Origin of the sequence: Paracoccus maritimus (assembly GCF_025195095.1) — a bacterium.
GTDB lineage: Bacteria > Pseudomonadota > Alphaproteobacteria > Rhodobacterales > Rhodobacteraceae > Paracoccus > Paracoccus maritimus.
Window position 1 is genome coordinate 196888 of sequence record NZ_JANAVZ010000005.1, and the last position, 25522, is coordinate 222409.

Genomic DNA, 25522 nt, shown 5'->3' on the forward strand with positions numbered 1-25522 from the left:
TATGTTCGAGAGGATCCTTGTCCCCTATGACGGGTCCAGCGGGGCCGAACGGGCGCTGACGAAGGCGACCGAACTGGCGAAGCTGTGCGACGCGCATGTGATCATTCTGACCGTCTATCGCCATCACTCGATGCTCGAGGCTTCGCTGTCGATGGTGCGCGGCAGCATGGACCCCGGTGGCAACCTGGACGAGACCATGCGCCAGACCGCGCGAGACGCGGCCGATTATGCGAAAAGCCATGCGAAGGATGCGGGGGTTGCCAAGGTCAGCGCCTTCATCAAGGCGGGTCAGCCGGCGCGGACCATCGTCGCGATGGCGCATGACAAGGAATGCGATCTGATCGTGCTTGGCTCTCGCGGGCTTGGATCAACCGAAGGATATCTGCTGGGATCGGTCAGCCACAAGGTCACGGGCCTTGCGGAATGTCCGGTTCTGGTCGTGTAAGGAGAGGCGGCATCCTGCATGTGGCGCGACAATCTGAATCGTTTTGGGCTGATTGCCCTTGCCACCGATCTGACGATCGAGGGTGACGCCCTGCGGCTGCTGCCGCAGGACTGCCGCCTGCACGTGACACGTATCGCGTTCGACAATCCCACCACCGCCGAAAATCTGAAGAAGACCGGGCCGCATCTGAAGGCGGCATCCGATCTGCTGGTGCCCGGCGTCGAACTGAAGGGGATCGGCTTCGGCTGCACCTCGGCCTCGGCGGTGCTGGGCGACGGGGTGCAGGCCGCAATCGGCAATCGCGCCCCGATCAGCACGCCTGTCGCCGCCGCCTTGCGCGGCTTCAAGGCGCTGGGGGTCGACCGGATCGCCCTGATGACCCCCTATCTGCGCGAAACCACCGATCTGGTCGGTGATCATTTCGAGGCGAACGGGCTGGGTGTCGTGTCGCGGCAATCGATGGGCCATGCCGACGACCGTGACATGGCGTTGCTGTCAGGCGATGAGATTGTCGATTTCGCACTGGAATCCGATCACCCGGATGCTCAGGCGCTGTTCATGTCCTGCACTGCACTGCCTGCGGTGTCTGTTATCGAGCGGATCGAGAAGGCGCTTGGCAAGCCGGTGGTCAGTTCCAACCTCGCGCTGTTCTGGTCGATGCTGGATCTTGCGCGCATCCCCGGTGCCGGACCGGGCAAACTGTTTCAGGTGCGCACATGGTAACGCTGGAAGATGTCGGCACGGCGGCCGAACGCATCCGCGACATGATCCGCATCACGCCGGTCAAGGCGTCGGCCAGCCTGTCCCGCTTGGCCGGGGGGCCGGTCTGGCTGAAATGCGAACATCGGCAGGAAACCGGCGCGTTCAAGCTGCGCGGTGCCTCGAATGCGGCGGCGCGGCTGGGGCGTGTGGCGGGTGTCACGACCGCATCAACGGGCAATCATGGTCGCGCGCTGGCGCATGCGGCGCGACAGCTGGGGCTGCCTGCTGTCATCTGCGTGTCGCGGCTGGTGCCCAGGAACAAGTTGCAGGCGATCGAGGCGCTGGGGGCCGAGGCCCGCGTGATCGGCGCCAGCCAGGACGAGGCATTTGAAGAGGCGCGGCGGCTTCGCCGGGACGAGGGGTTTGCACTGATCCCGCCATTCGACCATCCTGATGTGATCGCCGGGCAGGGAACGCTGGGACTGGAGATCCTTGATCAGATCCCCGACGCCGCGACCATCGCGGTCCCCCTGTCGGGCGGTGGTCTGCTGGCCGGTGTGGCGCTGGCGGTCAAGGGTCTGCGTCCCGATATTCGCATCATCGGTATCAGCATGGAACGCGGTGCGGCGATGGCGGCCAGTCTGAAGGCCGGTCATCCGGTCGAGGTCGAAGAGCTTGAGACCCTGGCAGACAGTCTTGGCGGCGGGGTCGGTCTGAAAAATCGCCTGACCTTTGCGATGTGCCGCGATCTGATGGACGAGGTCATCCTGCTGACCGAGGCCGAGATTGCCGCAGGCATCCGTCATCTGGCGGTGGAGGATGGCGAAACCGTGGAAGGCGCGGCGGCGGTCGGTGCCGGCGCCATCATCGCGGGCAAGCTGCGCGCCGAAGACGGCCCGTTGGTGCTGATTCTCTCGGGCCAGAATATCGATCCCGACCGCCACGCGGCCATCGTCAGGGGAGAAGCATGAGCGATATCCGCATTCTCACCGAGGACCAGCTGCGCCAGCGCGTCCATCTGGACGCGACCGCGATCGATGTGATCGAGAACGCATTCGCGACCCTGTCAAAGGGTGGCGTCGTCATGCCGCCGATCCTGTCGATGCACATGCCCGACGTGAACGGCGAACTGGACGTGAAGACCGCCTATGTGCCTGGTCTGCCGGGCTTTGCGGTCAAGCTTTCACCCGGCTTTTTCGACAATCCCGGCAAGGGGCTGCCCTCGACATCGGGGCTGATGGTTGTGTTGTCCACGGAAACGGGGCGCGTGCAGGCCGTCTTGCTGGACAACGGCTATTTGACCGATGTGCGAACCGCAGCGGCCGGCGGTGTGGCCGCAAGGCACCTGTCGCGCGCCGATGCCAGCCGAGCCGCGATCTTCGGCGCCGGTTTGCAGGCTCGGATGCAGTTGCAGGCGCTGGCCTTGGTGCGTCCGATCCAGGAGGCTGTGATCTGGGCGCGCGATCCGCAAAAGGCCGAGGCGCTGGCCTCTGACATGACGCGCGATCATGGTATGGTGGTTCGGGCCGAGGCCGATCCCGAAAAGGCCGCGTCGTTCGCCGACGTCATCGTGACCACGACCCCCGCCAGCCAGCCGATCCTGCGCGCCGAATGGCTGCGCCCCGGCCAGCACATCACCGCCATGGGCAGCGACCAATCCGGCAAGAACGAACTGGATCCGCACTGCCTTGACCGCGCGTCCCTGTATGTCGCCGACCGTGTCAGCCAGACCAAACTGATGGGAGAGCTGCGCGCGGCGCTGAATGCCGGGCTGCTGAGCGACAGCGATCCGATCCCCGAACTGGGCGACATCATCACCGGCCGCCATTCCGGCCGTACCTCACCCGACCAGATCACGATTGCCGATCTGACGGGCACCGGCGTGCAGGACACCGCCATTGCCACCCACGCGCTTGCCGCGTTTTCACACGAGATATGAATGCCTGAACTGCAAAGGACCCCCGAGCGTTTCTCGACTGAAGAATACGAGGAACGCCTGCGCAAGACGCGCGCCAGCATGGCCAAGCTTGGTCTGGACCTGCTGATCGTCTCCGACCCGTCGAACATGGCCTGGCTGACCGGCTATGACGGCTGGTCCTTCTATGTCCACCAATGCGTGATCGTCGGCCCGGATGGTCCTCCGATCTGGTTCGGGCGTGGCCAGGACGCGCAGGGCGCGCTGCGCACCGTCTGGATGGCGGACGACAATATCATCGGCTATCCCGATTATTACGTGCAGTCGGTCGAGCGGCATCCGATGGATTACCTGTGGGCCCAGCTTGCCGACCGCAACTGGCATCGCGGTTTCATCGGCGTCGAGATGGACAATTACTGGTATTCCGCCAAGGCGCATGAGCGGCTGGTCCATGGCCTGCCCGAGGCCCAGATTCTGGATGCCACAGGGCTGGTCAACTGGCAGCGCGCGGTCAAGACGCCCAAGGAACTGCAATACATGCGCAAGGCGGCGCGGATCGTGGAACGGATGCATCGCCGTATCGCCGACCGGATCGAGGTCGGCATGCGCAAGTGCGACCTTGTGGCCGAGATCTATGATGCGGGGCTGCGCTTTGACGAATGGTCGCAGCATGGCGGCGATTATCCGGCCATTGTGCCGCTGCTGCCCTCGGGTCCCGATGCGGCGGCGCCGCACCTGACCTGGGATGATCAGCCGATGAAGGTGGACGAAGGCACCTTCTTCGAGATCGCGGGATGTTATCAGCGCTATCACGTCCCGCTGTCGCGCACGATCTTCCTTGGCACGCCGCCGCAAGAGATGCTGGAGGCCGAAAAGGCCGTTCTGGAAGGGATGGAGGCCGGCCTGACCGCCGCGCGCGCGGGCAATACCTGCGAGGATATCGCGAACGCCTTCTTCACGGTTCTGGACCGCTACGGCATCGTCAAGGACAACCGGACCGGATATCCGATCGGCCTGTCCTATCCGCCCGACTGGGGCGAACGCACCATGTCCCTTCGCCGCGGCGACCAGACCGAACTGAAACCCGGCATGACGTTCCATTTCATGACCGGTTTGTGGATGGAGGGCTGGGGCTACGAGACGACCGAGTCGATCGTCATCACCGAGCGTGAGCCGGAACTGCTGTGCAACATTCCCCGTCGCATGCTGGTCAAAAAATGAGCGTGAATCCGATCAGTCCGACCTTGGATCTTGATGCCAGGGGCAAGCATCACGGCTTTCTGCGTTTGCCCTATTCGCGCAACGACAGCGCATGGGGCAGCGTGATGATCCCGATCACCGTGATTGCCAATGGCGAGGGGCCGACCGCCCTTCTGACCGGTGGCAATCACGGTGATGAATACGAAGGTCCGATCGCGCTGCAGGCGCTGTCATGGGAAATCCAGCCCGAGGATGTCAGCGGCCGCGTCATCATCGTTCCCTACATGAACTATCCGGCGTTTCGCACGGGAACGCGGGTCAGCCCGATCGATCAGGTCAACCTGAACCGCGCCTTCCCGGGGCGACCGGACGGCACCGTCAGCCAGAAGATCGCGCATTACTTTGCCGATGTGCTGGTTCCGATGGCGGACATCGTCCTGGACTATCATTCCGGCGGCAAGACGCTGGATTTCCTGCCCTATGCGGCCGCGCACTATCTGGACGACAAGGACCAGCAGGCGAAATGCGTCGAGGCGGTTCGGGCGTTCGGCGCACCCTACACGATGATGATGCTGGAAATCGACAGTGTCGGCATGTTTGACACCACGGTCGAGGGGCAGGGAAAGGTCTTCGTCACGACCGAGCTGGGCGGCGGTGGCACCGCGACGGCGCGTTCGGCCGAGATCGCGATGCGGGGCGCAAGAAACGTGCTTCGTCACGCCGGGATTCTGTCCGGTCAGATCGACTGCCCGGAAGACAGTGTGATGCTGGACATGCCGGATGGCGACTGCTTCCATTTCGCCACGCGCGATGGGCTGATGCACCCTCTGGCCGATCTGGGCGATCAGGTGAAGGCGGGTCAGCCCATCGCGCAGATCTGGCCGCCCGACCGGACCGGCGTCGCTCCGGTCGAGGTCATGGCCAATCGTGACGGCGTCATCGCCGCGCGCCATTTTCCGGGGCTGATCCAGTCCGGCGACTGCGTTGCGGTCATCGCGACGCTTTAATTGGTAACTCGGGCTTTCGGTGTTCGGCGGGCGATGTCAGTCGCCCGCCGAACGATTCGTGCGTCCTGCATCGTCGATAATGACGCGGCTGCAGCATTTTCCCGCGATATCGCCGCGATGCGGCGAATTGACGGCGCATCATTGTTTCTGTATCCGGGTAGCAACTGAAATATTATTGCCAAGGAATTGCGATGGCCGAGAAGGACAAACCCTGGCTGTTCCGCACCTATGCGGGCCATTCGACCGCCGAGAAATCGAACGCGCTGTATCGCGGCAATCTTGCCAAGGGTCAGACCGGATTGTCGGTGGCCTTCGATCTGCCCACCCAGACCGGCTATGACAGCGACCATATCCTTGCCCGGGGCGAGGTCGGCAAGGTCGGTGTGCCGGTCTGCCACCTGGGGGACATGCGTGCATTGTTCGATCAGATCCCGCTGGAACAGATGAACACCTCGATGACGATCAACGCGACGGCGCCATGGCTTCTGTCGCTGTATATCGCTGTCGCCGAGGAGCAGGGCGCCGACATCGCCCGGCTGCAGGGCACGGTGCAGAACGATCTGATCAAGGAATACCTGTCGCGCGGCACCTATATCTGCCCGCCCAAGCCCAGCCTTGCCATGATCACGGATGTCGCGGCCTATACCCGTGAACATCTGCCGAAATGGAACCCGATGAATGTCTGTTCCTATCACTTGCAAGAGGCCGGGGCGACGCCGCAGCAGGAACTGGCCTATGCGCTGGCCACCGCCATCGCCGTGCTTGACGACCTGAAGACCAAGGTGCCCGAGGCCGACTTCCCGGCCATGGTGGGCAGGATCAGCTTTTTCGTGAACGCAGGCATCCGCTTCGTGACCGAGTTGTGCAAGATGCGCGCCTTCACCGAATTGTGGGACGAAATCACGGCCAAGCGGTACGGGATCGAAGACCCGAAATTCCGCCGCTTTCGCTATGGTGTGCAGGTCAACAGCCTTGGCCTGACCGAACAGCAGCCCGAAAACAACGTCTATCGCATCCTGCTGGAGATGCTGGCCGTCACATTGTCCAAGAACGCACGAGCCCGGGCCGTGCAGTTGCCTGCCTGGAACGAGGCGTTGGGGCTGCCGCGCCCATGGGATCAGCAATGGTCGCTGCGGATGCAACAGATCCTGGCCTATGAGACGGATCTGCTGGAATATGCCGACCTGTTCGATGGCAACCCGGCGATCGAGGCCAAGGTTGGCGAACTGAAACAGGGCGCGCGCGATGAATTGCGGCTACTGGACGAGATGGGCGGCGCGATCGCTGCCATCGACTACATGAAATCACGGCTGGTCGAGGCGAATGCCGAACGGTTGAACCGGGTGGAGGCTGGCGAAACCGTCGTGGTTGGGGTGAACCGCTGGCAGCAGGGCGAGCCCTCGCCACTGACAGCAGGCGATGGTGGCATCATGGTCGTCGATCCAGAGGTCGAGCAGGACCAGATCGACCGGCTGAACGCCTGGAAGGCGGATCGCGACGATCAGGCCGTCCGCGCGGCCCTGCAGGCTTTGCGCACGGCCGCGCAGCAGGGGCGCAACGTCATGCCTGCATCCATTGATGCGGCGAAGGCGGGGGTGACGACCGGCGAGTGGGCAGGCGTGATGCGCGCGGTGCATGGCGAGTATCGCGGGCCTACCGGCGTTGCGGCCAGCCCGTCGAACCGGACCGAGGGATTGGAAGAGATCCGCGAGGCGGTCGATGCGGTCAGTGCCCGGCTGGGGCGTCGTCTGAAATTCGTGGTCGGCAAGCCGGGGCTTGATGGCCATTCAAACGGAGCCGAGCAGATCGCCTTTCGGGCCCGCGATTGCGGCATGGACATCACCTACGAGGGGATCCGCCTGACCCCTGAACAGATCGTCGCCCGCGCGCAGGAGCAAGAGGCGCATGTGGTTGGGCTATCGATCCTGTCGGGCAGCCACCTTCCGCTGATCGAGGATCTGATGGCGAGAATGCGCGAGGCCGGGCTGGGCAAGACCCCGGTTGTCGTCGGCGGTATCATCCCCGACGAAGATGCACGACGCTTGCTGGCGATGGGGGTCACGCGGGTCTATACGCCAAAGGATTTCCAGCTGAACACGATCATGATGGACATCGTGGCGCTGGTCGAGCCAGGGGCCGCTGCGGCCTGATGGGCGGAATTTGACCGACATCTTTTGACGTGATGAACCCTGGCCTGCCTTGGCTGTTTATCCGGTTGGATAGACAGCGGAGGTCGGATGACCCAGACGACGAACCGAAACAGCGCGATTGACCCTTTGCGGCTTGCACTGGCGCTTTGCGTGATCGCGCTGCACACGGGTTTCCCGGACGGGATCGGCGCGGTGGCGCAACAGGTGCTGGTGAACGGGATCTATCGCCTTGCCGTACCGGTCTTCGCCCTGATCGCCGGTTTCTTCTTCCTCGGCGCGCTTCGGACGGGGCGTGCTCGTGCCTATGCCCTGAGGATCCTTTCGGTCTATGCACTGTGGATGGTCATCTACCTGCCGATCTATGGGCCGGACTTTACCTCTGTCGGGCATGTCCTGCAGACGGTTCTGTTCGGCTATTTTCACCTTTGGTTTCTGCCGGGACTGCTGATCGGAGCGTTGCTGGTGGCCGCGCTGCATCGTGCGGGTGCGGTGCCGCTGGCGCTGGTCGCCGCAAGCTGCGCCTTGACCGGGCTAATACTGCAATGGCTGGTTCTGTCGGGCCGTGTCACGATGCCGCTGGATTATTACCGCAACGGGCTGTTCGTGATCTTTCCCTTTTTTGCGACGGGGTATCTTCTGGCGCTTGCCGAATCCCTGCCCAGGATACGCTGGCAATGGACCGGATTGGCGCTGATCCTGGTCGCTGTCGAAAGCATGGTCTGGTTCCGGATCGCGGGTGGTGGTTTCGGGGTCGATACCCTGTTCAGCCTTTATCTGGCGGCGCCTTTGCTTTTTCTTGGCGCGCGCCAGGCCAGTGGGGGCTGGGACGGCAAACGCATCGCATCGATGGCGGCGTTCGTCTATTTCAGCCATATCCTGATCATGATCTCGGCCAGCCGATTTGGTCTGTCCGGAAACATCAAGGCGCTGGTCGTCGCGGCTGCCGCCCTTGGGGTCGCATGGTGGCTGGGGTCCGAACGGCGCCGCCCGGTGCTGGCGTTGCTGACCTGACGCCAGAATGCAAAACGCCGCCCCTGGGGGGCGGCGTTTCGGTCTGGATCGTCCGTGCGTCGAATCAGAAGCCGAGGCCAGCGTACTTGTTCTTGAACTTCGACACGCGACCGCCGGTGTCCATCAGGCGCGAAGAGCCGCCGGTCCAGGCAGGGTGCGTGGTCGGATCGATGTCCAGCGACAGCGTGTCGCCTTCGGCGCCCCAGCTGGAGCGCGTCTGATAAACCGTTCCGTCGGTCATCTTGACGTCGATCATGTGATATTCGGGGTGAATGCCTTTTTTCATCGGGGGACCTCTCAGGCGCCGGCTTTGGGCTTGTAGTTGGTTTTCTCGGCGATACGGGCCGACTTGCCGCGACGATCGCGCAGATAGTACAGCTTGGCGCGGCGAACCTTGCCGCGGCGCACTACCTCGATCGCATCGATGTTGGTCGAATACAGCGGGAAGACCCGCTCGACGCCCTCACCAAAGCTGATCTTGCGCACGGTAAAGCTGGCTGCGATGCCGTTGCCGCCCTTGCGCGAGATGCAGACGCCTTCATAGGCCTGCACGCGGGTCCGGGTGCCTTCGGTCACCTTGTAGCCGACGCGAACGGTGTCGCCGGCCTTGAAATCGGGGATGGTCTTGCCAAGCTCGGCGATCTGCTCGGCTTCAAGTTCTGCGATCAGATTCATCGCTAGGGTTCCTTGTCATGCTCGCGGTGAGTCCGCGATTGGTCTGATGCGCCCGAGAGCTGTCGGTCCTTTGCCGGGTCCATCCGCGTTTCCGCAAATGCCCGCCACAGGTCGGGGCGGCGTTCCTTGGTCAGCCTTTCGGCCTCGGTTTCCCGCCAAGCATAAATGGCCGCGTGATTGCCCGACAGAAGAACATCCGGGATCTCGCGGCCTTCCCACAGGGCGGGCTTCGTGTACTGAGGAGCTTCGAGCAGGCCCCGATTGCCGATGGAAAAGGATTCCTCGGCCAGAGAGTCCTGATTCCCCAGCACGCGCGGTATAAGGCGAACCGTCGCGTCGATCAAGACCTGAGCGGCGATCTCGCCCCCGGTCAGGACATAGTCGCCGATGCTGATTTCCTCGACCTCGTGGGCGTCCAGAACGCGCTGATCCACGCCTTCGAAACGGCCGCAGATCAGGGTCACGCCCGGGCCGTCGGCCAGTGCGCGGGCGCGGGCCTGGGTCAGGGGTTTGCCGCGCGGGGACATGTAAAGGACGGGTCCGGCGGCGTGCTGCCGGGCGTCGCGCAGGGCGGCGTCCATCACATCCGCGCGGATCACCATGCCCGCCCCGCCGCCGGCGGGGGTGTCGTCGACATTCCGGTGCCTGCCGACGCCGAATTCACGCAAGGGTACAGTGCGCAGGTTCCACAGCCCCTGAGACAATGCCCGGCCTGTCAGCGACAGGCCGAGAATGCCGGGAAACGCCTCGGGGAACAGGGTGATGACGCTGGCGGTCCAGACGCCTGCGACCTGCGGCTCGGCCATCAGGTCGCGCGGCCACAGGTTGGGCCGGATGGAAAGGCGGCCGTGGGACTTCGCAGCGTCCGTCATTCGTCGCTTTCCGGGGGATCGGCGACGATGCGTCGGGCGGTCAGATCCACGGTCGGCACGACCGCACGGGTGAAGGGCAGCAGCAACGTGTCACGGCCGCCCACAACCTCAAGGATGTCGCCCGCGCCGTGATCGAAGATCGCGCGAACCCGACCCAGAACCTGCCCGCCGGTATCGACGACGTCCAGACCGATCAGGTCGGCATGGTAGAATTCATCATCGGGCAGCGAGGGCAGGGCGGCGCGCGGGGCCCACAGCGTGGTGCCCTTCAGCGCTTCGGCATCCTCGCGCGAGGCCACGCCGGACAGGCGCGCGCCCAGCCCGCCGGTGACCGGGCGGGTCAGCTTCACGGTAAAGCTGCGCTTGCCATCCTCGGTCGTCAGCGGGCCGTAACCGGCGATGTCCGCGGGTTCGGCACAGAAGCTTTTCAGGCGCACCTCGCCCTTGACCCCGAAGGCCCCGGCAATGGCGCCGACGCAGATGCGATCACCCGACATGCGTTTTCCCGTTCGTTCCGCAGTGACGGAAGCGGCCGAAGGGGTGTCCCGACGGCCGTTTCAGGTCGATCACTCGGCCGCGGCTTCTTCGGCCGGGGCGGCGGCTTTCGCGGCCTTTTCCTCGGCCCGCTTCTTGGCCTTGTCGCCCGGTTCGGCCTTTTTCATGTTCTTGCGCTCGGCCTTGTCGCGCACGCCAGCGGCTTCCAGAAACCGCGCGATGCGGTCGGTGGGCTGGGCGCCCTGCGCCAGCCAGTGCTGCACGCGTTCTACATCCATCTTGATGCGGTCTTCGCTGTCTTTGGGCAGCAGCGGGTTGTAGGTGCCCAGCTTTTCCAGGAAGCGGCCGTCGCGCGGCATGCGCGTGTCGGCGGCGACGATGGCATAGTGGGGGCGCTTCTTGGAACCACCACGGGCGAGACGGATCTTGACGGCCATTCTATTTTCTCCTTTGAAATGGCTGAGTTGGCGGGGCTTCAGGCCCCGGCCTGCGATTGATGTTGCTCGTGATGCCGGATCACTTCGGCAATCACGAAATTCAGGAATTTGCGCGCGAATTCCGGGTCCAGATCGGCCTCGCGCGCGAGGCGTTCCAGCCGCTCGATCTGTTGCGCTTCGCGCGTCGGATCGGACGGAGGAAGGTCGTGGTCGGCCTTGAGGCGGCCGACGGATTGGGTGTGCTTGAACCTTTCGGCCAAGGTATAGACAAGGATCGCGTCCAGCCGGTCGATGCTGGCGCGGTGTTCCTTCAGCAGGTTTGCCGCACGGGTCGCGGGATCGGTCATGCTGCGCTTCCTTGGCTTGGGGCTGGGGAAGGATGGCGATAGACAAGGCAGGGTTCGTCCGGGTGCGGTACGGGCGCGGCATCGTCGCGGGTCGCGCCAAGGCGTTCGGCAAGCGCGATGGAACGGCGATTGTCGGGCGCGATATAGCTGACGGCCCCATCCCATCCCAGTGCGCCATGGGCGTGCGCCCGCGCGGCTTTGGCGGCCTCGAACGCATAGCCCTTGCCCTCAGCGACGGGCGACCAGACGGTCCAGCCGATCTCGCGTTCGGGCCACCCCTCGGGAAACCAAGGTCCGGCCATGCCAAGCGGCGTGTCATCGCCCTGCAGGCAGAAGACGAACATGCCCCAGCCGCGCATCGCCCAATGGCCGATCACGTGCCCGAACGCGCGCCACGCCGTGGCATCGTTGCTGTCCTTGGGGCGGATAAAGCGCGACCTGTCGCTGGCCGCGAAATCGCGCCATGCGGGCCAGTCGCTGCCCATGGGCGCACGCAGCGTCAGGCGCTGGGTGGTCAGGATGGGTGTCGGTGACAGCAGGATCATCGCGCGGCCCCCAAGGTCGGGATGCCATAGACATCGCGTGCGGCACCATCGGGAAACTCTGCGCGGCGCAGCTTGAGGCCGCCCAGCTTATCCGTCAGGCGACGCGCGGCGATGTTGTCGTCGCGAAAATGCGTCTCGACCTGGGGCAGGCCAAGGCTGTCGCGTGCCCAGGACAGGACCGCCGCCGACGCATCTTGCGCAATTCCGGTGCCGCGTGCTTCGGGCAGCAGCCACCAGGTCAGTTCATGGCTTGGCCAGCCGTCGGGATGAACGATGCCGCAACCGCCCAAGGTCTTGCCGTCAAGGGTGATCGCGAACTTGCCGAAGCCGCGCAGATGCCAGTGGCCGATATCGCGGCACAGCACGCCATAGGCCTGATCCCGCCGCATCGGCCCACCGTAGAAGCGTGATGCATCGGCGTCGGCCAGGAAGGCCGCATATGCCGCCAGATCCCCCGCCTCTGGCACGCGCAGGATCAGGCGCTGAGTCGTCAGCACCGGCGCGTCAGCCGAAAAGGGGGTGGTCGTCGTCATGGATTATTTCTTGCCGAACATGCCTGAAAGGCCACCAGGCAGCCCGGCCTTGGACAGATCGCCGCCCAGCCCCTTGGGGTCCTGCAGCATCTTTGTCGCCTCGGCCATCTTCGACGGGTCCATGTTGTCCATGTCAGGCAGGCCGCCGCCCTTGCCGGTCATGGCGCGCATGGCCTGCTTCAGCATGCCGCCCTTGCCCATCTTGCCCAGCTTCTTCATCGTGTCGGCCATCTGCCGCTGCATCTTCAGCAGTCGGTTCAGTTCGGCCACATCCATGCCGGCACCGGCTGCGATGCGTTTCTTGCGGCTGGCCTGCAGGATCGCGGGATTGGCGCGTTCCTTCTTGGTCATGGAATTGATCAGCGCGACCTGACGACGGATTGCGCTGTCATCCATGCCCGCGGCCTCGGCCTGTTTAGCCATTTTCTGCATGCCCGGCATCATGCCCATGATGGACTGCATCCCGCCCATCTTCTGCATCTGTTCCAGCTGGCCCTTCAGGTCGTTCATGTTGAACAGACCCTTCTGGAACCGCTTCATCATGCGTTCGGCCTGTTCGACCTCCAGCACTTCCTGGGCCTTTTCGACCAGCGCGACGATATCGCCCATGCCAAGGATGCGACCGGCGATTCGCTGCGCGTCAAAGCCTTCCAGCGCGTCCATCTTTTCGCCAAGACCGACGAAGCGGATCGGCTTGCCGGTCACGGCGCGCATCGACAGGGCGGCACCACCGCGCCCGTCGCCGTCCATCCGGGTCAGCACGACACCCGAAACGCCGACCTTGCCGTCGAATTCGGTCGCGACATTCACCGCGTCCTGACCCGTCAGGCCATCGACGACCAGCAAAGTCTCGCGCGGGTTGGCGATGTCGCGGACCGCCTGAACCTCGTCCATCAGGACCTGGTCGATATGCAGACGGCCGGCGGTGTCCAGCATATAGACGTCATAGCCGCCAAGGCTGGCCTGCTGCTTGGCGCGCTGCGCGATCTGGGTCGCGGTCTGGCCCGGCACGATCGGCAGGGTGTCGACGCCGATCTGCTGGCCCAGGATGGCCAACTGTTCCATGGCCGCCGGACGGTTCGTGTCCAGCGAGGCCATCAGGACGCGCTTCTTTTCGCGGTCCTTCAGGCGCTTGGCCAACTTTGCCGTTGTGGTGGTCTTGCCCGAACCCTGCAGGCCGACCATCAGGATCGGCGCGGGCGGGTTATCGATGCGCAGAGCCTCGGGCTCTTCGTCGCCCTGCAGAACCTTGATCAGTTCGTCATGGACGATCTTGACGACCTGCTGGCCCGGCGTGACCGATTTCGTGACCGCCGCGCCGGTTGCCTTGGACGTCACCGATTTGACGAAGCTGCGTGCCACCGGCAATGAGACGTCGGCCTCCAGCAGGGCGACGCGCACCTCGCGCATGGCGGCGGTGACATCATCCTCGGACAGCGCACCCTGCTTGGTCAGCCGGTCGAAGACGCCGCCAAGCCGGTCGGACAGATTCTCGAACATCGCGGGCCTCCTGAAGGTCCAAAGCAGTTTCGCCCCCGTGGGCGCAACGCGCTGACGGGGGGCGATCCCCGCAGCATACGGGGACCGGAAGGGGCGTCCTTCCGGGAATTCCGGGTTCTGATAGGGAAAAACGGGCGGCGAGTCAACGCGCGTCGGCATGGATCATGGATTCAAGTGTCATGACCGGCATCCAACCGGAAGAAGCGCCTCCAATGAATGGCGGCGCGGCAAGCCTGGCCGCGCCTGCCGGATGTGTCGTCACGATCCGCTTGGTGCCGTGACCGGCATTCCCGCGATGATCACGCGGCGATCCGGTCCAAGGCCTCTTGCGCGCGCGCCAGCCCGGCATCGTGATCCATCGCAAGCCGGTCGGCGGCGATGAATTCGACATCGGTGATCCCCAGGAAACCCAGGATATGACGAAGATAACCCGAGGCGAAGTCAATCTCGGACCCGATAGGCGTGCCTGCCGACGTATAGGCGATGATGGCGCGTTTTCCGGTCAGCAGACCTTCGGGACCGGCTTCGGTATAGCGGAAGGACAGCCCGGCGCGGGCGATCTGGTCAAGCCAGTTCTTCAGCTGCGCCGTGATCGCGAAGTTGTAGATCGGCGACCCGATCACCAGCACGTCCGCGTCCTGCACGTCCGCCAGATAGGCGTTCGAGGTTTCGATCAGCTGCTTCTGATCTTCTGTCGGTGCCTCAGGCGCCAAGCGCACGGCGTGGAACCAGTCGGTGTCGATTGCCGGAACGCCTTTGTTCAGGTCGCGATAGGTCACGCTGGCGTCCGGATTTGCGTCCTTCAGCCGGGCCACGATGTCGGCGGTCAGCTTGCGCGAAACGGATGCCTCGCCCGTGATGGCGCTGTCGATATGAAGAATGTTCATGTCGGTCGTCCTTTGCGGAGGGGATATTCTTGTAAGGCAGACTTAGGGCGTTGCGTTTTCGAACGAAACCGCAATAGTCGCGCAGGATCTGTGCAGAGGCGCACATGACGATGGAAAACTGGGACGATATCAGGGTCGCGCTTGCGGTGGCCCGTGCCGGGACTGTCAGCGGCGCGGCCGAGGCATTGGGCGTGCATCATGCGACGGTGATCAGACGCATCGACGCGCTGGAATCGCAGCTTGGCGCGCGGCTGTTTCAGCGCCACCCGCGCGGCTATGCGTTGACCGAGGCCGGGCAGGCGCTGCTGGTTGCAGGCGGCGCGGCGGATGAACGATTCGCGCAGATGGCCGCGCAGATCGCCGGGTCCGGCGACCGGATCGAGGGCGAACTTGTCGTCACGTCGCTGCCGGAACTGGCCGGGTTCGTCATGCCCCGCCTGAACGCGCTTTTACGTCGCCATGACGGATTGCGGCTGCGTTATGTGACCGATGCCCGGCTGTTCCGGCTGGACGCGGGCGAAGCTCATGTCGCGATCCGCGCCGGCGCGCAGCCGACCGAGCCGGACTATGTGATCCGGCCGATGCAACCGGTCTTCCACCGGCTTTACGCGGCACCGGCCTATCTGGACGCCAATGGTCCGGTCGCTGACGTCGCACGGCACAGGTTCTGCCTGCCGGGTCCGGAAAGCCATGGCGCCCCTGTAATGCGCTGGCTTTCCGATCGTGTGCCGCCCGCCCATGTCGTGATGATCAGCAATGACGCCGAGGCACGCGAGGCCGTCATCCGCGCCGGGCTTGCCATCGGCATCCTGGCGGACAGCCGCGCCGACGGGTTGACCGAGGTGATGTGCCTGCCGGAATGGAAATCGTCCCTGTGGCTGGTCACCCATGTCGATCTGCACCGCACATCGAAGGTGCAGGCGGCGGTGGCGGCGCTTCAAGGAAATGATATGGCCGAGGCCTGATCATGCGGACGAATGCCACGCCTGTTTCCTGCGCCCGCCGCAGACCTGATCCTGCCATGCACAGACTTGGGCCGGGCGGGTTCCATCTTGTCGCGGTCTGACGCAGATTTCCGCCCCGAGGAGAAACCGATGACCGACGCCCATCCCATCAGCCGATTTACCGTTCCCGATCCGATGACCCTGCCCGAGGACATCCGGCAGGCAATTGCCAAAGTGTCCGAGAAGTCCGGTTTCGTGCCGAACATCTTTCTGGCCTTGGCGCACCGCCCGGCCGAATTCCGCGCCTTCTTTGCCTATCACGATGCATTGATGGACAAGGATGAGGGGCTAACCAAGGCCGAGCGCGAATTGATCGTGGTCGCCACAAGCGGCCTGAACCAGTGTCAATATTGTGTCGTCGCGCATGGTGCGATCCTGCGGATCCGCGCGCGGAACCCGCGTATCGCGGACCAGATCGCGGTCAACTGGCGCAAGGCCGATATCAGCGCACGCGAACGCGCGATGCTGCAATATGCCGAAAAGGTCGCGCTGAACGCGCAGCAGATCGATGATACCGATCATCTGGCGCTGCGCGAGGCAGGCTTCGATGCAGACGAGATCTGGGACATCGCCGCGATCGCGGCGTTCTTCGCAATGTCGAACCGGCTGGTGAATGCCGCAGATATCCGCCCGAACGACCAATTCTACATGATGGGGCGGGAATGAGGCCGCCACAGGCGACCGTTCCGGCGGGGATCTCGGCCCGGATGGTCGCGGCGGACTGGCTGCAACTGGGTTTGCTGTCGCTGGTTTGGGGCGGATCGTTTTTTCTTGTCGCCATCGCGGTGACCGGATTGCCGGTACTGACCATCGTGGCGGGGCGCGTATCTGTTGCTGCGCTGGTGCTGTGGGTGATCGTGGTTGCCACTGGCCGCCGCGCGCCGCGCGATCCGCGCATCTGGGCTGCGTTCCTGATCATGGGCGTGCTGAACAATGCCGTGCCGTTTTCGCTGATCGTCTTCGGGCAGACGCAGATCCCATCGGGTCTTGCCTCGATCCTGAACGCCACAACGCCGCTGTGGACGGTGATCGTCTCGGGGCTTGTTCTTGCCGATGAACGCGCCAGCATCCGCAAGCTGGCCGGGGTCGTCCTGGGCTTGGGCGGCGTTGCGGTGATGATCGGGCTGGACAGCCTGGCCGGGGTCGGACATGCGGTCTGGCCGCAGCTGGCGGTGCTGGGCGCTGCGATCTCGTATGCGTTCGCCAGCGTCTTCGGGCGGCGATTCCGGACCATGGGCGTCGATCCCGTGGTGACAGCCGCCGGCATGGTGACCGGATCCAGCTTGATCCTGCTGCCCTGCGCGCTGGTGTTCGACGGCTGGCCCGCGGCCGCGCCGGGGCAGGCATGGCTGGCTGTGGGGGTGCTGGGGGTGATCTGCACGGGATTGGCCTATGTGCTGTATTTCCGGGTGCTGGCGCGCGCCGGGGCCACCAACATTTCGCTGGTCACGTTCCTGGTCCCGGTCTCGGCGATCCTTCTGGGTTGGCTGTTTCTTCGCGAAACCCTGGGGCTGGCGCATGTGATCGGAATCGGGCTGATCGGCGCCGGCCTTGCCCTGATCGACGGGCGTTTGCTGGGCGGGCGCGCATGACGTTGGCCGCACGCCGCGAAGGATTGCGCGGCCACGCCGCGATGCTGTTGTTCTCGGGGCTTGTGGCGGGCTCGTTCTCGCTGGGATCGCGGGCGGCGAACCTGATAGATCCGGCCGCGATTAACGCCGCGCGCTTCGTGATCGCGGCGGGGGTGATCGGTGGTGTCGTGCTGGCCGGGCGCGGCGTGCCGCGTCGCGCGTGTCGCGCGCCGTGGCGCTATCTTCTTCTGGGCGCCGTGTTCGCCAGCTATTTCGTGCTGATGTTCCAAGGGCTGAAGACGGCGCTGCCTGTCAGCGCCGCTGCCGTCTTCACCCTGACCCCGCTGATGGCCGCGGGCTTCGGTTGGCTGCTGATGCGGCAACGTCTGACACTGCGCATCGCCGGGGCACTGATCCTGGGCGGGCTGGGGGCGTTATGGGTCATCTTTCGCGGCGATATGGCGGCGATGGCCCGCCTGCAATTCGGACGCGGCGAGGCGATCTATCTGGTCGGCTGTGCGGCGCATGCGTTCTACACGCCGCTTGTGCGCAAGCTGAATCGCGGGGAAACGCCGCTGGTCTTTTCGCTGGGGACGCTGGTCGCGGGGGCGATCCTGCTGCTGATCTGGGGGGCTCCGGCGATCCTCGGCACGGACTGGGGCAATCTGCCCCCGATCGTCTGGATCACTCTGATCTATGTTTCGGTCTTTGCCAGTTCAGTGACTTTCGTGCTGGTGCAGTTCGCGACCTTGCGGCTGCCGGCGGCGAAGGTGATGGCCTATACCTATCTGACCCCGGTATGGGTCATCGTTCTGGAAGCCGCGTTCGGCACGGGCCTGCCCGGCCCGGTCATTCTTCCCGGTATCGCCATGACGCTTTTCGCGCTGGCGTTGCTTCTGAAGGGAGAGGAAGGCTGAACGCCAGCCTGCGCGCAGGTCTGAAAACAGCCGCTTTTCATCACCTCACGCACTCGTTAGGGTCCGCCCGATATCTGGGGCAGGAACGAGGCGGGCGGTGGCGCATATCATCGTTGTGGGCAACGAAAAGGGTGGTTCGGGCAAGTCCACGACCTCGATGCACGTCGCCACGGCGCTGGCACGGATGGGCCATCGCGTGGGCGGGCTGGATCTGGATGTGCGTCAGCGCAGTTTCGGCCGTTACCTTGAGAATCGCGCCGCCTTCGTCAAGCGAGAAGGACTGGACCTGCCGATTCCGGTAATTGGGCAGTTGGGTCAGGGCAACGATCCCCTGACCCCGGCACTGACCGAACTTGATGCATCATGCGATTTCATCCTGCTGGATTGTCCGGGCTCGCACACCCAGCTCAGCCAGATGGCGCATACGGTCGCCGATACGCTGCTGACGCCGATGAACGACAGTTTCGTGGATTTCGACCTGTTGGCGCGACTGACGCCCGAGGGCAGGGTTCTGGGTCCGTCGATCTATGCCGAGATGGTCTGGGCGGCACGGCAGATGCGCGCCGAGGCGGGGGCCGGACCGATCGACTGGCTGGTGCTGCGCAACCGTCTGGGAACACAGGCGATGCACAACAAGCGCAAGGTCGGCGGTGCGCTGGCCACGCTGTCGAAGCGGATCGGTTTTCGCGTCGCGCCGGGGTTTTCCGAACGGGTGATCTTTCGCGAATTGTTCCCGCGCGGGCTGACCCTGCTGGATCTGAAGGATATCGGGACGGAACAGCTGTCGATGTCGAATATCGCCGCGCGTCAGGAACTGCGCGATCTGATAAACGAACTGAAGCTGCCGGGTGTCGAGGTCAGTTTCTGATCCTGTCGCACGATAGCACCCAGCATCGCGCCCGGCACTGGTTACAAAGCTGTCGGTGCACGTGGATGCGCCCGAAACGGTAACGGTCGGGTGAAGACGATGCCCGTGCCGCCGTGTCGCAGATTGACGCGGGGCGCGGCGTCTGAATGATCGGTCAGGAACCGCAGGCAGGGAAAGCTCCGATGCGAAACATCTTGTTCACGCTTCTTGCCGTGGCCGCCATGGCCGGTTCCGCCTTGTCGCAGGAAAGCGACGAGGCGGTTCAGCGCAGCATTCCGACGGTTACGGTCGCATCTGCCGTCACGACCGAGATGCAGGCCCGCGTGCCGGTTTCGGGCACACTGGTCGCCCGTCAGCAGGTGCAGGTCTATCCGCGCGTCAGCGGCTACGAGATCACCGAGATCCTCGCCGAGGCCGGGGACACGGTCGAAAAGGGGCAGGTGCTGGCGCGACTGGCCACCGACACGCTGTCAGCGCAGTTGGCGCAGGCCGAGGCCGAATATCAGCGCGCCGAGGCCGGTGTCAGCCAGGCCCGCAGCAATATCGACAGTGCGGAGGCGTCGCTGACGCAGGCTAGAACCTCGTTAGAGCGGGCGCAGCGGCTGCGTCAGGGCGGCAATGCGTCGCAGGCCGCTTTGGATCAGGCGGTCGCCGCCGAAGCCAATGCGCGGGCAAGCGCCGCGTCGGCAGGCGATGGTCTGGCGTTGGCGCAGGCCGCGCTGGCCCAGGCCGAGGCCGCACGCCGGATTGCCCGGCTGAACCTTGATCGGGCGGAAATCGCGGCCCCGGTCGCGGGTCTGGTCGTTGGGCGCAACGCCGAACTTGGCGCGCTGTCGGGCGGCTCGGCCGAGCCGTTGTTCATGATGATCGCCAACGGATCCGTCGAAATGGAGGCCGAGGTGATCGAGACCGCCTTGCGCAGCCTGTCGATCGGCGACCCTGCCGAGATAAATGTTGCGGGGCTGGGGGATATCGGCGGTTCGGTACGACTGATCCCGGCATCGGTTGATCCGGTCACGCGGCTTGGCCTGATGCGTGTTTCGCTTGAACCGCATCCGGGTCTGAGGACCGGGCTGTTCGCCAGCGGCTGGATCATCACCGCACGCCGCGACGCCGTCGCGGTTCCGGCGACGGCGGTGCTGTCGGATGCGGGAGGGCAGCGGGTTCAGGTGGTCAGGGACGGTGTCGTCGAGACGCGTCAGGTCCGTGCCGGGCTGCTGTGGGACGGCAAGCGCGAAATCCTGTCGGGTCTTCGCGACGGCGAACAGGTGATTGCGCGATCCGGGGCCTTCTTCCGCAATGGCGATCAGGTCAGCGCCGTGCCCGCGGAATCGTCCGACGGACAGCCTGAACCTGCAAGTGAATCCGCCAGCCTGGCCGACCCGGCTGCCGAGGGGGGACGCCAGCCATGAACATGTCCACCTGGTCGATCCGGCACCCGGTTCCGCCCATCGCGCTGTTCCTGGTTCTGGTCGTGGTGGGGCTTTTCAGCTTCAGCCGGCTGCCGGTGACCGCCATGCCGAACATCGACCTGCCGATCGTCAGTGTCAGTATCGAACAACCCGGTGCCGCGCCGGCCGAACTGACAAGCCAGGTGATCCAGCCGGTCGAGGACAGCATCGCGTCGGTCACGGGGGTCCGCCATATCACCTCGACCGCGACGGACAGCAGTGCCAGCATCACCGTCGAGTTCGAACTTGAAACCGACAGCGACCGGGCCGTGAACGATGTCAAGGACGCGGTCTCGAACGTGCGGGCCGAATTGCCCGACAGTATCAGCGAACCGATCGTTCAGCGGGTCGATGTGACCGGGTTTCCGATCCTGACCTATGCGGTCAGCGACCCGACGCAGTCGATCGAGGCGCTGTCGAAGTTCGTCGATGACGTGATCGGCCGGGAATTGTCCAACGTGGATGGCGTCGCCCGGACGACCCGGATCGGCGGGGCCGAGCGGCAGATCAAGGTCGAACTGAACCCTGACCGCCTGCTGGCGCATGGTCTGACCGCTGCCGATGTCTCGGACCAGCTGCGCGCCAAGAATATCGACCTGGGCGGCGGCCGCGGTGACCTGGCCGGCACCGAGTATTCGATCCGCACCCTGGGATCGGCCGACACCGTCGCCCAGCTTGCTGCCAGTCCCATCTCCATTGCCGAAGGACGCACGATCCGTCTGGACCAGCTGGGTGACGTCATAGACGGCGCCAGCGACGAACGCAGCTTTGCATTGCTGGACGGCCAGCCGGTGGTCGCGTTCGGCGTCTATCGCGGGAGCGGCGAATCCGATCTGGCGGCGGGCGACGCCACCAAGGCCAAGCTGGAGGAGATCCGCCAGCGTCATCCCAATACCCGGATCACGCTGATCGACGATTCTACGACCTATACCGCCGCAAGCTATCACAGCGCGATGGAAACCCTGTACGAGGGCGCGGCGCTGGCGGTGATCGTGGTGTTCCTGTTCCTGCGCAACTGGCGCGCCACGCTGATCGCCGCCGTCGCACTGCCTCTGTCGATCATTCCGACCTTTTTCGTGATGCAGTGGCTGGGCTTCACGCTGAACGGCATCAGTCTGCTGGGGATCACCCTGGTGACCGGCATTCTTGTCGATGATGCCATCGTCGAGATCGAGAACATCGTCCGGCATATCGGCATGGGTGCGCCGCCCTATGAAGCCAGCGAGGAAGCTGCCAACGAGATCGGTCTGACGGTCATCGCGATCAGCTTTTCGATCGTCGCGGTGTTCGCGCCGGTCAGTTTCATGGGCGGTATTCCCGGGCAGTATTTCAAGCAGTTCGGCCTGACGGTCGCGGTTTCGGTGCTGTTCTCGCTGCTGGTGGCGCGGATCGTCACGCCGATGATGTCAGCCTATTTCATGCGCGGCGTGGTGCATGACGAGGGGCGCGCGGACGGAATTGTCATGCGCGGCCTGATGGCGGTTTGCCGCTGGACGATGCGTCATCGCGGGCTGACCCTGCTGGGCGGTGTGGGGATCTTTGCGGTCTCGATCTATTCTGCGACGCTGCTGCCGACAGAGTTCATTCCGGCGCAGGACGTGGGTCGCAGCCAGATCGAGCTGGAGATGCCTCCGGGAACGACCATCCTTGAGACCGAGGACGCCGCCCGCCGCGTGACCCGCCGGATCGAAGACACCCCCGAGGTGAAATCGGTCTTCGCCTACAGCGACGGATCGGACGTGACCCGTTCGCGGGTCATGATCAACTATGGCAGCAAGGAGACACGGGAACGGTCGCAGTTCACGCTGGAGGCGGAACTGAAACAGCGCCTGGCCGATCTGCCGGACATGCGGATCAATTTCCAGAACGAGAATGGCGAGAACGACTTCACGATCAACGTGCTGGGCGATACCGAAGACGGCGCGGCCCTTGCCGCCGAACGTCTGGCCGCGGCCATGGGGCAACTGCCCACGCTGGAGGGCGTGACATCGTCGGCCAGCCTGCAGCGACCCGAGATCCAGATCCTGCCCAAGTCCGACATCGCGGCGCAGCTTGGGGTGACGGCCAGCGCGATGGCCACAACGCTGCGGGTCGCGACGCTTGGCGATATCGAAGCCAATCTTGCCAAGTTCAACACTGGAGACGAACAGCTTCCGATCGTCGTGCGCCTGAACGAAGCCGCCCGCAACGACCTGATGCAGGTCCAGAATTTGCGGGTGCCAAGCTCTGCCGGGCAGATTCCCTTGGCAACCGTCGCGGATGTCACTCTGTCGGCCGGTGCGACCCAGATCGGTCGCTATGATCGCCAGTATCAGACGACGGTCAGCGCGAACCTGGCCGATGGCGCGCTGCTTGGCCCGGTGAATGCGCAGGTGACCGAATTGCAGGACCGGATCCAGATGCCGCCCGGCACCAGTATCCAGTCCGCAGGCGATGCCGAGATCATGGGAGAGGTTTTCGCGGCGTTCGGGCTGGCCATGGGGTCGGGGGTGATGCTGGTCTATGTCGTTCTGGTGCTGCTGTTTCATAACTTCGTGACGCCGGTCACCATCCTGCTGTCGCTGCCGCTGGCGATCGGCGGCGCGATCCTGGCGCTGTTCATTACCGGCAATTCGATCAGCATGGCGGTGGTGATCGGATTCCTGATGCTGATGGGGATCGTCACCAAGAATTCCATCATGCTGGTCGAATTCGCCCTGACATCGATGGCGGCGGGAACACCCAAGCGCGAGGCGATCCTTGACGCGGTGCACAAGCGCGCCCGGCCAATCGTGATGACCACGATCGCCATGAGTGCGGGCATGGTGCCGTCGGCCATGGCCACCGGCGAGGGGGGCGAATTCCGGGCGCCGATGGCGATCGCCGTGATCGGCGGGCTGGTCCTGTCCACCGTCCTGTCGCTGCTGTTCGTGCCCTCGCTGTTCTCGGTCATCCATGGCGGCCAGCACCGGATCTTCGGCTGGATCGCAAGGCGGATCGGCCTGAACAAGGCGCGCGAGATACCGGCCGAGTAAGCTTTGGAACCTGCCTGCCGCGGGACGCATTGGGTGGGCAGATACCAATCCGAAAGGAGGCCGAGATGGCCAATATCCTCATCATGGCATCCGATGGGTTCGAGCAGTCCGAACTGTTTGTCCCGTTGGAGCGTTTGAAGGCCGCTGGACACAACGTCCACGTCGCCGCGCCCGAGACGGCAGAGATCCGGGCATGGGGGAAGGAAGGCTGGGGCAAATCCGTTCAGGCCGACATGACGATCGCGGATGCATCCGCGGCGGATTACGATGCGCTGGTCTTGCCGGGCGGCGTCATCAATCCCGACACTTTGCGACAGGACAAGAAGGCGATCGGGGTGATTCAGGCTTTTTCAAAGGCCGACAAGCCCGTCGCCGCCATCTGCCACGCGCCATGGCTGCTGATTGAGGCGGGGCTGGCCAGTGGCCGGAAAATGACCGGCTATGGCTCGATCCGGACCGATATCAGCAATGCCGGGGCGGATGTCCTCGATGACAGCGTGGTCGTTGACCGCGGGATCATCACAAGCCGCAGTCCGGACGATCTGGATGACTTCGTCGCCGAGATCGAAAAGGCCGTTGCCTGATCGGGCCATCCGGACAGAGTTCGATCAACGCAAAAGAAAAGGGGCCCAAAGGCCCCTTTTTGCTTGCTGGTCCAAAAGACCTGTCAGGCCAGCATGCCCATCGGGTTTTCCAGATGGTTGACGATGGCTTCCAGAAGCTGGGCGCCAAGCGCACCGTCGATCACCCGGTGATCGACCGACAGAGTCATCGACATCACGTTGCGGATCACCACCTCGTCGCCTTCGACGACCGGTGTCTTGATGCCCGCGCCGACGGCAAGGATCGCGCCATGTGGCGGGTTGATCACGGCGTCGAAATTCTCGATTCCGAACATGCCCAGATTGCTGATCGCGAAGCTGCCACCCTGGTATTCATGCGGTGCCAGCTTCTTCGTCTTGGCGCGCGTCGCCAGATCCTTCATTTCAGTCGATAGCCGCGACAGCGTCTTGATCTCGGCGTCCTTCAGGACCGGGGTGAACAGCCCCCCCTCGATCGCCACGGCTACCGCGACATCCGAGGGTTTCAGCTTGATGATCCGGTCGCCCGCCCAGACCGCGTTGGCGTCAGGGACCTGCTGCAGGGCCAGTGCACAGGCCTTGATGATGAAGTCGTTCACCGACAGCTTCACGCCGCGTCCTTCAAGCTGCTTGTTCAGCGTGCCGCGGAACTTCATCAACTCGTCCAGCTTGGCCGAACGGCGCAGATAGAAATGCGGTATGGTCTGCTTGGCTTCGGACAGCCGGGCGGCGATGGTGCGGCGCATGCCGTCCAACGTCACCTCTTCCGTTTCGCGGTCGGCATAGATCTTGGCGACAGCGTCGGCCGATGGGCCCTTGGGGGCTTCGGCGGCGGCGGCAGGCGCGGCTTTCGGCGCATCAGCCTTGGCCGGCGCGGCACCGGGCTTGGCGTCCTCGACATCGGCCTTGACGATCCGACCGCGCGGGCCCGATCCCTTGATCGAGCCAAGATCCAGGCCCTTTTCCGCCGCGATCCTGCGCGCAAGCGGTGACGCGAAGATCCGGTCACCCTTGTCGGAATTGGGCGCGGGCGGGGCCTTGGCGGGGGCTGCCTGAGCTTCGGCCTCTTTCGGGGCTTCTGCGGGGGCGTCGGTTTTCGGTGCGTCGGCCTTGGGGCTCGATACGTCACCGATATCATCGGCGCTTTCACCTTCTTCCAGAAGAACGGCGATGGGGGTGTTGACCTTCACCCCGGCACTGCCTTCCTCGACAAGGATCTTGCCCACCGTGCCCTCGTCGACGGCCTCGAATTCCATCGTGGCCTTGTCGGTCTCGATCTCGGCAAGGATATCGCCGGATTTGACCTCGTCGCCCTCTTTCACCAGCCATTTGGCCAGCGTGCCTTCCTCCATGGTCGGAGACAGCGCGGGCATCAGGATTTCTGTCGGCATCTCG

Annotated in this window: 27 protein-coding genes; 16 read left to right on the forward strand and 11 right to left on the reverse strand. The window is 64.3% G+C overall.

Translation table 11 applies throughout. The annotated features are described in order from the left end of the window. The first annotated feature begins 1 nt into the window (after window position 1). The 8 genes from MU516_RS10690 (at window position 2) to MU516_RS10725 (ending at window position 8430) form a co-directional block, all read left to right on the forward strand. Window positions 2–445, forward strand: coding sequence for a universal stress protein (locus tag MU516_RS10690; RefSeq protein WP_209056621.1), 444 nt, complete (start codon window positions 2–4; stop codon window positions 443–445). An 18-nt stretch (window positions 446–463) separates the two neighbouring features. Next, entirely contained in the window at window positions 464–1168 is a 705-nt protein-coding gene (locus MU516_RS10695; RefSeq protein WP_260277206.1) for a maleate cis-trans isomerase family protein, read from the forward strand. After that, the gene (eutB, locus tag MU516_RS10700; RefSeq protein ID WP_260277207.1) at window positions 1162–2118 is read left to right on the forward strand and encodes a hydroxyectoine utilization dehydratase EutB; all 957 of its coding nucleotides are present in this window, start codon (window positions 1162–1164) and stop codon (window positions 2116–2118) included. The genes MU516_RS10695 and eutB overlap by 7 nt, the downstream gene beginning before the upstream one ends. After that, window positions 2115–3086, forward strand: coding sequence for an ectoine utilization protein EutC (gene eutC, locus MU516_RS10705; protein WP_260277208.1), 972 nt, complete (start codon window positions 2115–2117; stop codon window positions 3084–3086). Before eutB ends, eutC begins: the two co-directional genes overlap by 4 nt. Next, entirely contained in the window at window positions 3087–4283 is a 1197-nt protein-coding gene (doeA, locus tag MU516_RS10710) for an ectoine hydrolase DoeA (protein WP_260277209.1), read from the forward strand. Then, window positions 4280–5269 carry a N(2)-acetyl-L-2,4-diaminobutanoate deacetylase DoeB gene (doeB, locus tag MU516_RS10715; RefSeq protein ID WP_260277210.1) on the forward strand — a complete coding sequence of 330 codons (990 nt, stop codon included), beginning with the start codon at window positions 4280–4282 and terminating at the stop codon, window positions 5267–5269. The genes doeA and doeB overlap by 4 nt, the downstream gene beginning before the upstream one ends. Window positions 5270–5460: 191 nt before the next feature. Then, window positions 5461–7419, forward strand: a complete 1959-nt coding sequence (locus MU516_RS10720; protein ID WP_260277211.1) for a protein meaA — start codon at window positions 5461–5463, stop codon at window positions 7417–7419. An 87-nt stretch (window positions 7420–7506) separates the two neighbouring features. Continuing rightward, window positions 7507–8430 (forward strand): acyltransferase, encoded by a 924-nt coding sequence (locus MU516_RS10725; RefSeq protein ID WP_260277212.1) that lies wholly within the window; start codon window positions 7507–7509, stop codon window positions 8428–8430. A gap of 64 nt (window positions 8431–8494) precedes the next feature. Here the strand turns inward: MU516_RS10725 and rpmE are convergent, their stop codons facing one another. The 10 genes from rpmE to MU516_RS10775 all read right to left on the reverse strand — a co-directional run bounded on the left by rpmE (window position 8495) and on the right by MU516_RS10775 (window position 14721). Further along, complete coding sequence (gene rpmE / locus MU516_RS10730) at window positions 8495–8716, reverse strand: 50S ribosomal protein L31 (RefSeq protein ID WP_209056613.1); 222 nt, start codon at window positions 8714–8716, stop codon at window positions 8495–8497. Between the two features lie 11 nt (window positions 8717–8727). After that, the gene (gene rplS, locus MU516_RS10735; protein ID WP_209056612.1) at window positions 8728–9105 is read right to left on the reverse strand and encodes a 50S ribosomal protein L19; all 378 of its coding nucleotides are present in this window, start codon (window positions 9103–9105) and stop codon (window positions 8728–8730) included. A 2-nt stretch (window positions 9106–9107) separates the two neighbouring features. Further along, on the reverse strand, window positions 9108–9977 hold the full coding sequence (gene trmD / locus MU516_RS10740; protein ID WP_260277213.1) for a tRNA (guanosine(37)-N1)-methyltransferase TrmD: 870 nt from the start codon (window positions 9975–9977) through the stop codon (window positions 9108–9110). After that, a complete protein-coding gene (gene rimM, locus MU516_RS10745; RefSeq protein ID WP_260277214.1) occupies window positions 9974–10474 on the reverse strand; it encodes a ribosome maturation factor RimM in 501 nt (166 codons plus the stop codon). Before rimM ends, trmD begins: the two co-directional genes overlap by 4 nt. A gap of 69 nt (window positions 10475–10543) precedes the next feature. Continuing rightward, a complete protein-coding gene (gene rpsP, locus MU516_RS10750; RefSeq protein WP_260277215.1) occupies window positions 10544–10909 on the reverse strand; it encodes a 30S ribosomal protein S16 in 366 nt (121 codons plus the stop codon). Window positions 10910–10947: 38 nt separating this feature from the next. Continuing rightward, window positions 10948–11256 (reverse strand): chorismate mutase, encoded by a 309-nt coding sequence (locus MU516_RS10755; RefSeq protein ID WP_260277216.1) that lies wholly within the window; start codon window positions 11254–11256, stop codon window positions 10948–10950. After that, window positions 11253–11801: a GNAT family N-acetyltransferase gene (locus tag MU516_RS10760; protein WP_260277217.1), complete on the reverse strand. Its 549-nt coding sequence runs from the start codon at window positions 11799–11801 to the stop codon at window positions 11253–11255. The genes MU516_RS10755 and MU516_RS10760 overlap by 4 nt, the downstream gene beginning before the upstream one ends. Continuing rightward, the gene (locus MU516_RS10765) at window positions 11798–12334 is read right to left on the reverse strand and encodes a GNAT family N-acetyltransferase (RefSeq protein WP_260277218.1); all 537 of its coding nucleotides are present in this window, start codon (window positions 12332–12334) and stop codon (window positions 11798–11800) included. Before MU516_RS10765 ends, MU516_RS10760 begins: the two co-directional genes overlap by 4 nt. Window positions 12335–12337: 3 nt before the next feature. After that, on the reverse strand, window positions 12338–13834 hold the full coding sequence (gene ffh, locus MU516_RS10770) for a signal recognition particle protein (protein ID WP_260277219.1): 1497 nt from the start codon (window positions 13832–13834) through the stop codon (window positions 12338–12340). 299 nt (window positions 13835–14133) lie between these two features. Continuing rightward, window positions 14134–14721: an FMN-dependent NADH-azoreductase gene (locus MU516_RS10775; RefSeq protein ID WP_260277220.1), complete on the reverse strand. Its 588-nt coding sequence runs from the start codon at window positions 14719–14721 to the stop codon at window positions 14134–14136. Window positions 14722–14825: 104 nt separating this feature from the next. Here MU516_RS10775 and MU516_RS10780 point away from each other — a divergent pair, with 104 nt between their 5' ends. The 8 genes from MU516_RS10780 (at window position 14826) to MU516_RS10815 (ending at window position 24130) form a co-directional block, all read left to right on the forward strand. Further along, on the forward strand, window positions 14826–15686 hold the full coding sequence (locus MU516_RS10780; RefSeq protein WP_260277221.1) for a LysR family transcriptional regulator: 861 nt from the start codon (window positions 14826–14828) through the stop codon (window positions 15684–15686). 129 nt (window positions 15687–15815) lie between these two features. Continuing rightward, window positions 15816–16391 carry a peroxidase-related enzyme gene (locus tag MU516_RS10785; protein WP_260277222.1) on the forward strand — a complete coding sequence of 192 codons (576 nt, stop codon included), beginning with the start codon at window positions 15816–15818 and terminating at the stop codon, window positions 16389–16391. After that, the gene (locus MU516_RS10790; protein WP_260277223.1) at window positions 16388–17317 is read left to right on the forward strand and encodes a DMT family transporter; all 930 of its coding nucleotides are present in this window, start codon (window positions 16388–16390) and stop codon (window positions 17315–17317) included. Before MU516_RS10785 ends, MU516_RS10790 begins: the two co-directional genes overlap by 4 nt. Further along, a complete protein-coding gene (locus tag MU516_RS10795; RefSeq protein ID WP_260277224.1) occupies window positions 17314–18213 on the forward strand; it encodes a DMT family transporter in 900 nt (299 codons plus the stop codon). The genes MU516_RS10790 and MU516_RS10795 overlap by 4 nt, the downstream gene beginning before the upstream one ends. A 97-nt stretch (window positions 18214–18310) precedes the next feature. Further along, window positions 18311–19081, forward strand: a complete 771-nt coding sequence (locus tag MU516_RS10800) for a division plane positioning ATPase MipZ (RefSeq protein ID WP_260277225.1) — start codon at window positions 18311–18313, stop codon at window positions 19079–19081. 182 nt (window positions 19082–19263) lie between these two features. Beyond that, a complete protein-coding gene (locus tag MU516_RS10805; RefSeq protein ID WP_260277226.1) occupies window positions 19264–20493 on the forward strand; it encodes an efflux RND transporter periplasmic adaptor subunit in 1230 nt (409 codons plus the stop codon). Further along, window positions 20490–23546: an efflux RND transporter permease subunit gene (locus tag MU516_RS10810; RefSeq protein WP_260277227.1), complete on the forward strand. Its 3057-nt coding sequence runs from the start codon at window positions 20490–20492 to the stop codon at window positions 23544–23546. The genes MU516_RS10805 and MU516_RS10810 overlap by 4 nt, the downstream gene beginning before the upstream one ends. A 65-nt stretch (window positions 23547–23611) precedes the next feature. Continuing rightward, window positions 23612–24130: a type 1 glutamine amidotransferase domain-containing protein gene (locus tag MU516_RS10815; RefSeq protein WP_260277228.1), complete on the forward strand. Its 519-nt coding sequence runs from the start codon at window positions 23612–23614 to the stop codon at window positions 24128–24130. An 83-nt stretch (window positions 24131–24213) separates the two neighbouring features. Here the strand turns inward: MU516_RS10815 and MU516_RS10820 are convergent, their stop codons facing one another. Continuing rightward, window positions 24214–25518, reverse strand: coding sequence for a pyruvate dehydrogenase complex dihydrolipoamide acetyltransferase (locus MU516_RS10820; protein WP_260277229.1), 1305 nt, complete (start codon window positions 25516–25518; stop codon window positions 24214–24216). Window positions 25519–25522 lie beyond the last annotated feature (4 nt).

Bases quoted from the DNA above. Each gene is read 5' to 3' on its own strand.
- MU516_RS10690 (WP_209056621.1), top strand. From the start codon at position 2: ATGTTCGAGAGGATCCTTGTCCCCTATGACGGGTCCAGCGGGGCCGAA.
- MU516_RS10695 (WP_260277206.1), top strand. From the start codon at position 464: ATGTGGCGCGACAATCTGAATCGTTTTGGGCTGATTGCCCTTGCCACC.
- eutB (WP_260277207.1), top strand. From the start codon at position 1,162: ATGGTAACGCTGGAAGATGTCGGCACGGCGGCCGAACGCATCCGCGAC.
- eutC (WP_260277208.1), top strand. From the start codon at position 2,115: ATGAGCGATATCCGCATTCTCACCGAGGACCAGCTGCGCCAGCGCGTC.
- doeA (WP_260277209.1), top strand. From the start codon at position 3,087: ATGCCTGAACTGCAAAGGACCCCCGAGCGTTTCTCGACTGAAGAATAC.
- doeB (WP_260277210.1), top strand. From the start codon at position 4,280: ATGAGCGTGAATCCGATCAGTCCGACCTTGGATCTTGATGCCAGGGGC.
- MU516_RS10720 (WP_260277211.1), top strand. From the start codon at position 5,461: ATGGCCGAGAAGGACAAACCCTGGCTGTTCCGCACCTATGCGGGCCAT.
- MU516_RS10725 (WP_260277212.1), top strand. From the start codon at position 7,507: ATGACCCAGACGACGAACCGAAACAGCGCGATTGACCCTTTGCGGCTT.
- rpmE (WP_209056613.1), bottom strand. From the start codon at position 8,716: ATGAAAAAAGGCATTCACCCCGAATATCACATGATCGACGTCAAGATG.
- rplS (WP_209056612.1), bottom strand. From the start codon at position 9,105: ATGAATCTGATCGCAGAACTTGAAGCCGAGCAGATCGCCGAGCTTGGC.
- trmD (WP_260277213.1), bottom strand. From the start codon at position 9,977: ATGACGGACGCTGCGAAGTCCCACGGCCGCCTTTCCATCCGGCCCAAC.
- rimM (WP_260277214.1), bottom strand. From the start codon at position 10,474: ATGTCGGGTGATCGCATCTGCGTCGGCGCCATTGCCGGGGCCTTCGGG.
- rpsP (WP_260277215.1), bottom strand. From the start codon at position 10,909: ATGGCCGTCAAGATCCGTCTCGCCCGTGGTGGTTCCAAGAAGCGCCCC.
- MU516_RS10755 (WP_260277216.1), bottom strand. From the start codon at position 11,256: ATGACCGATCCCGCGACCCGTGCGGCAAACCTGCTGAAGGAACACCGC.
- MU516_RS10760 (WP_260277217.1), bottom strand. From the start codon at position 11,801: ATGATCCTGCTGTCACCGACACCCATCCTGACCACCCAGCGCCTGACG.
- MU516_RS10765 (WP_260277218.1), bottom strand. From the start codon at position 12,334: ATGACGACGACCACCCCCTTTTCGGCTGACGCGCCGGTGCTGACGACT.
- ffh (WP_260277219.1), bottom strand. From the start codon at position 13,834: ATGTTCGAGAATCTGTCCGACCGGCTTGGCGGCGTCTTCGACCGGCTG.
- MU516_RS10775 (WP_260277220.1), bottom strand. From the start codon at position 14,721: ATGAACATTCTTCATATCGACAGCGCCATCACGGGCGAGGCATCCGTT.
- MU516_RS10780 (WP_260277221.1), top strand. From the start codon at position 14,826: ATGACGATGGAAAACTGGGACGATATCAGGGTCGCGCTTGCGGTGGCC.
- MU516_RS10785 (WP_260277222.1), top strand. From the start codon at position 15,816: ATGACCGACGCCCATCCCATCAGCCGATTTACCGTTCCCGATCCGATG.
- MU516_RS10790 (WP_260277223.1), top strand. From the start codon at position 16,388: ATGAGGCCGCCACAGGCGACCGTTCCGGCGGGGATCTCGGCCCGGATG.
- MU516_RS10795 (WP_260277224.1), top strand. From the start codon at position 17,314: ATGACGTTGGCCGCACGCCGCGAAGGATTGCGCGGCCACGCCGCGATG.
- MU516_RS10805 (WP_260277226.1), top strand. From the start codon at position 19,264: ATGCGAAACATCTTGTTCACGCTTCTTGCCGTGGCCGCCATGGCCGGT.
- MU516_RS10810 (WP_260277227.1), top strand. From the start codon at position 20,490: ATGAACATGTCCACCTGGTCGATCCGGCACCCGGTTCCGCCCATCGCG.
- MU516_RS10815 (WP_260277228.1), top strand. From the start codon at position 23,612: ATGGCCAATATCCTCATCATGGCATCCGATGGGTTCGAGCAGTCCGAA.
- MU516_RS10820 (WP_260277229.1), bottom strand. From the start codon at position 25,518: ATGCCGACAGAAATCCTGATGCCCGCGCTGTCTCCGACCATGGAGGAA.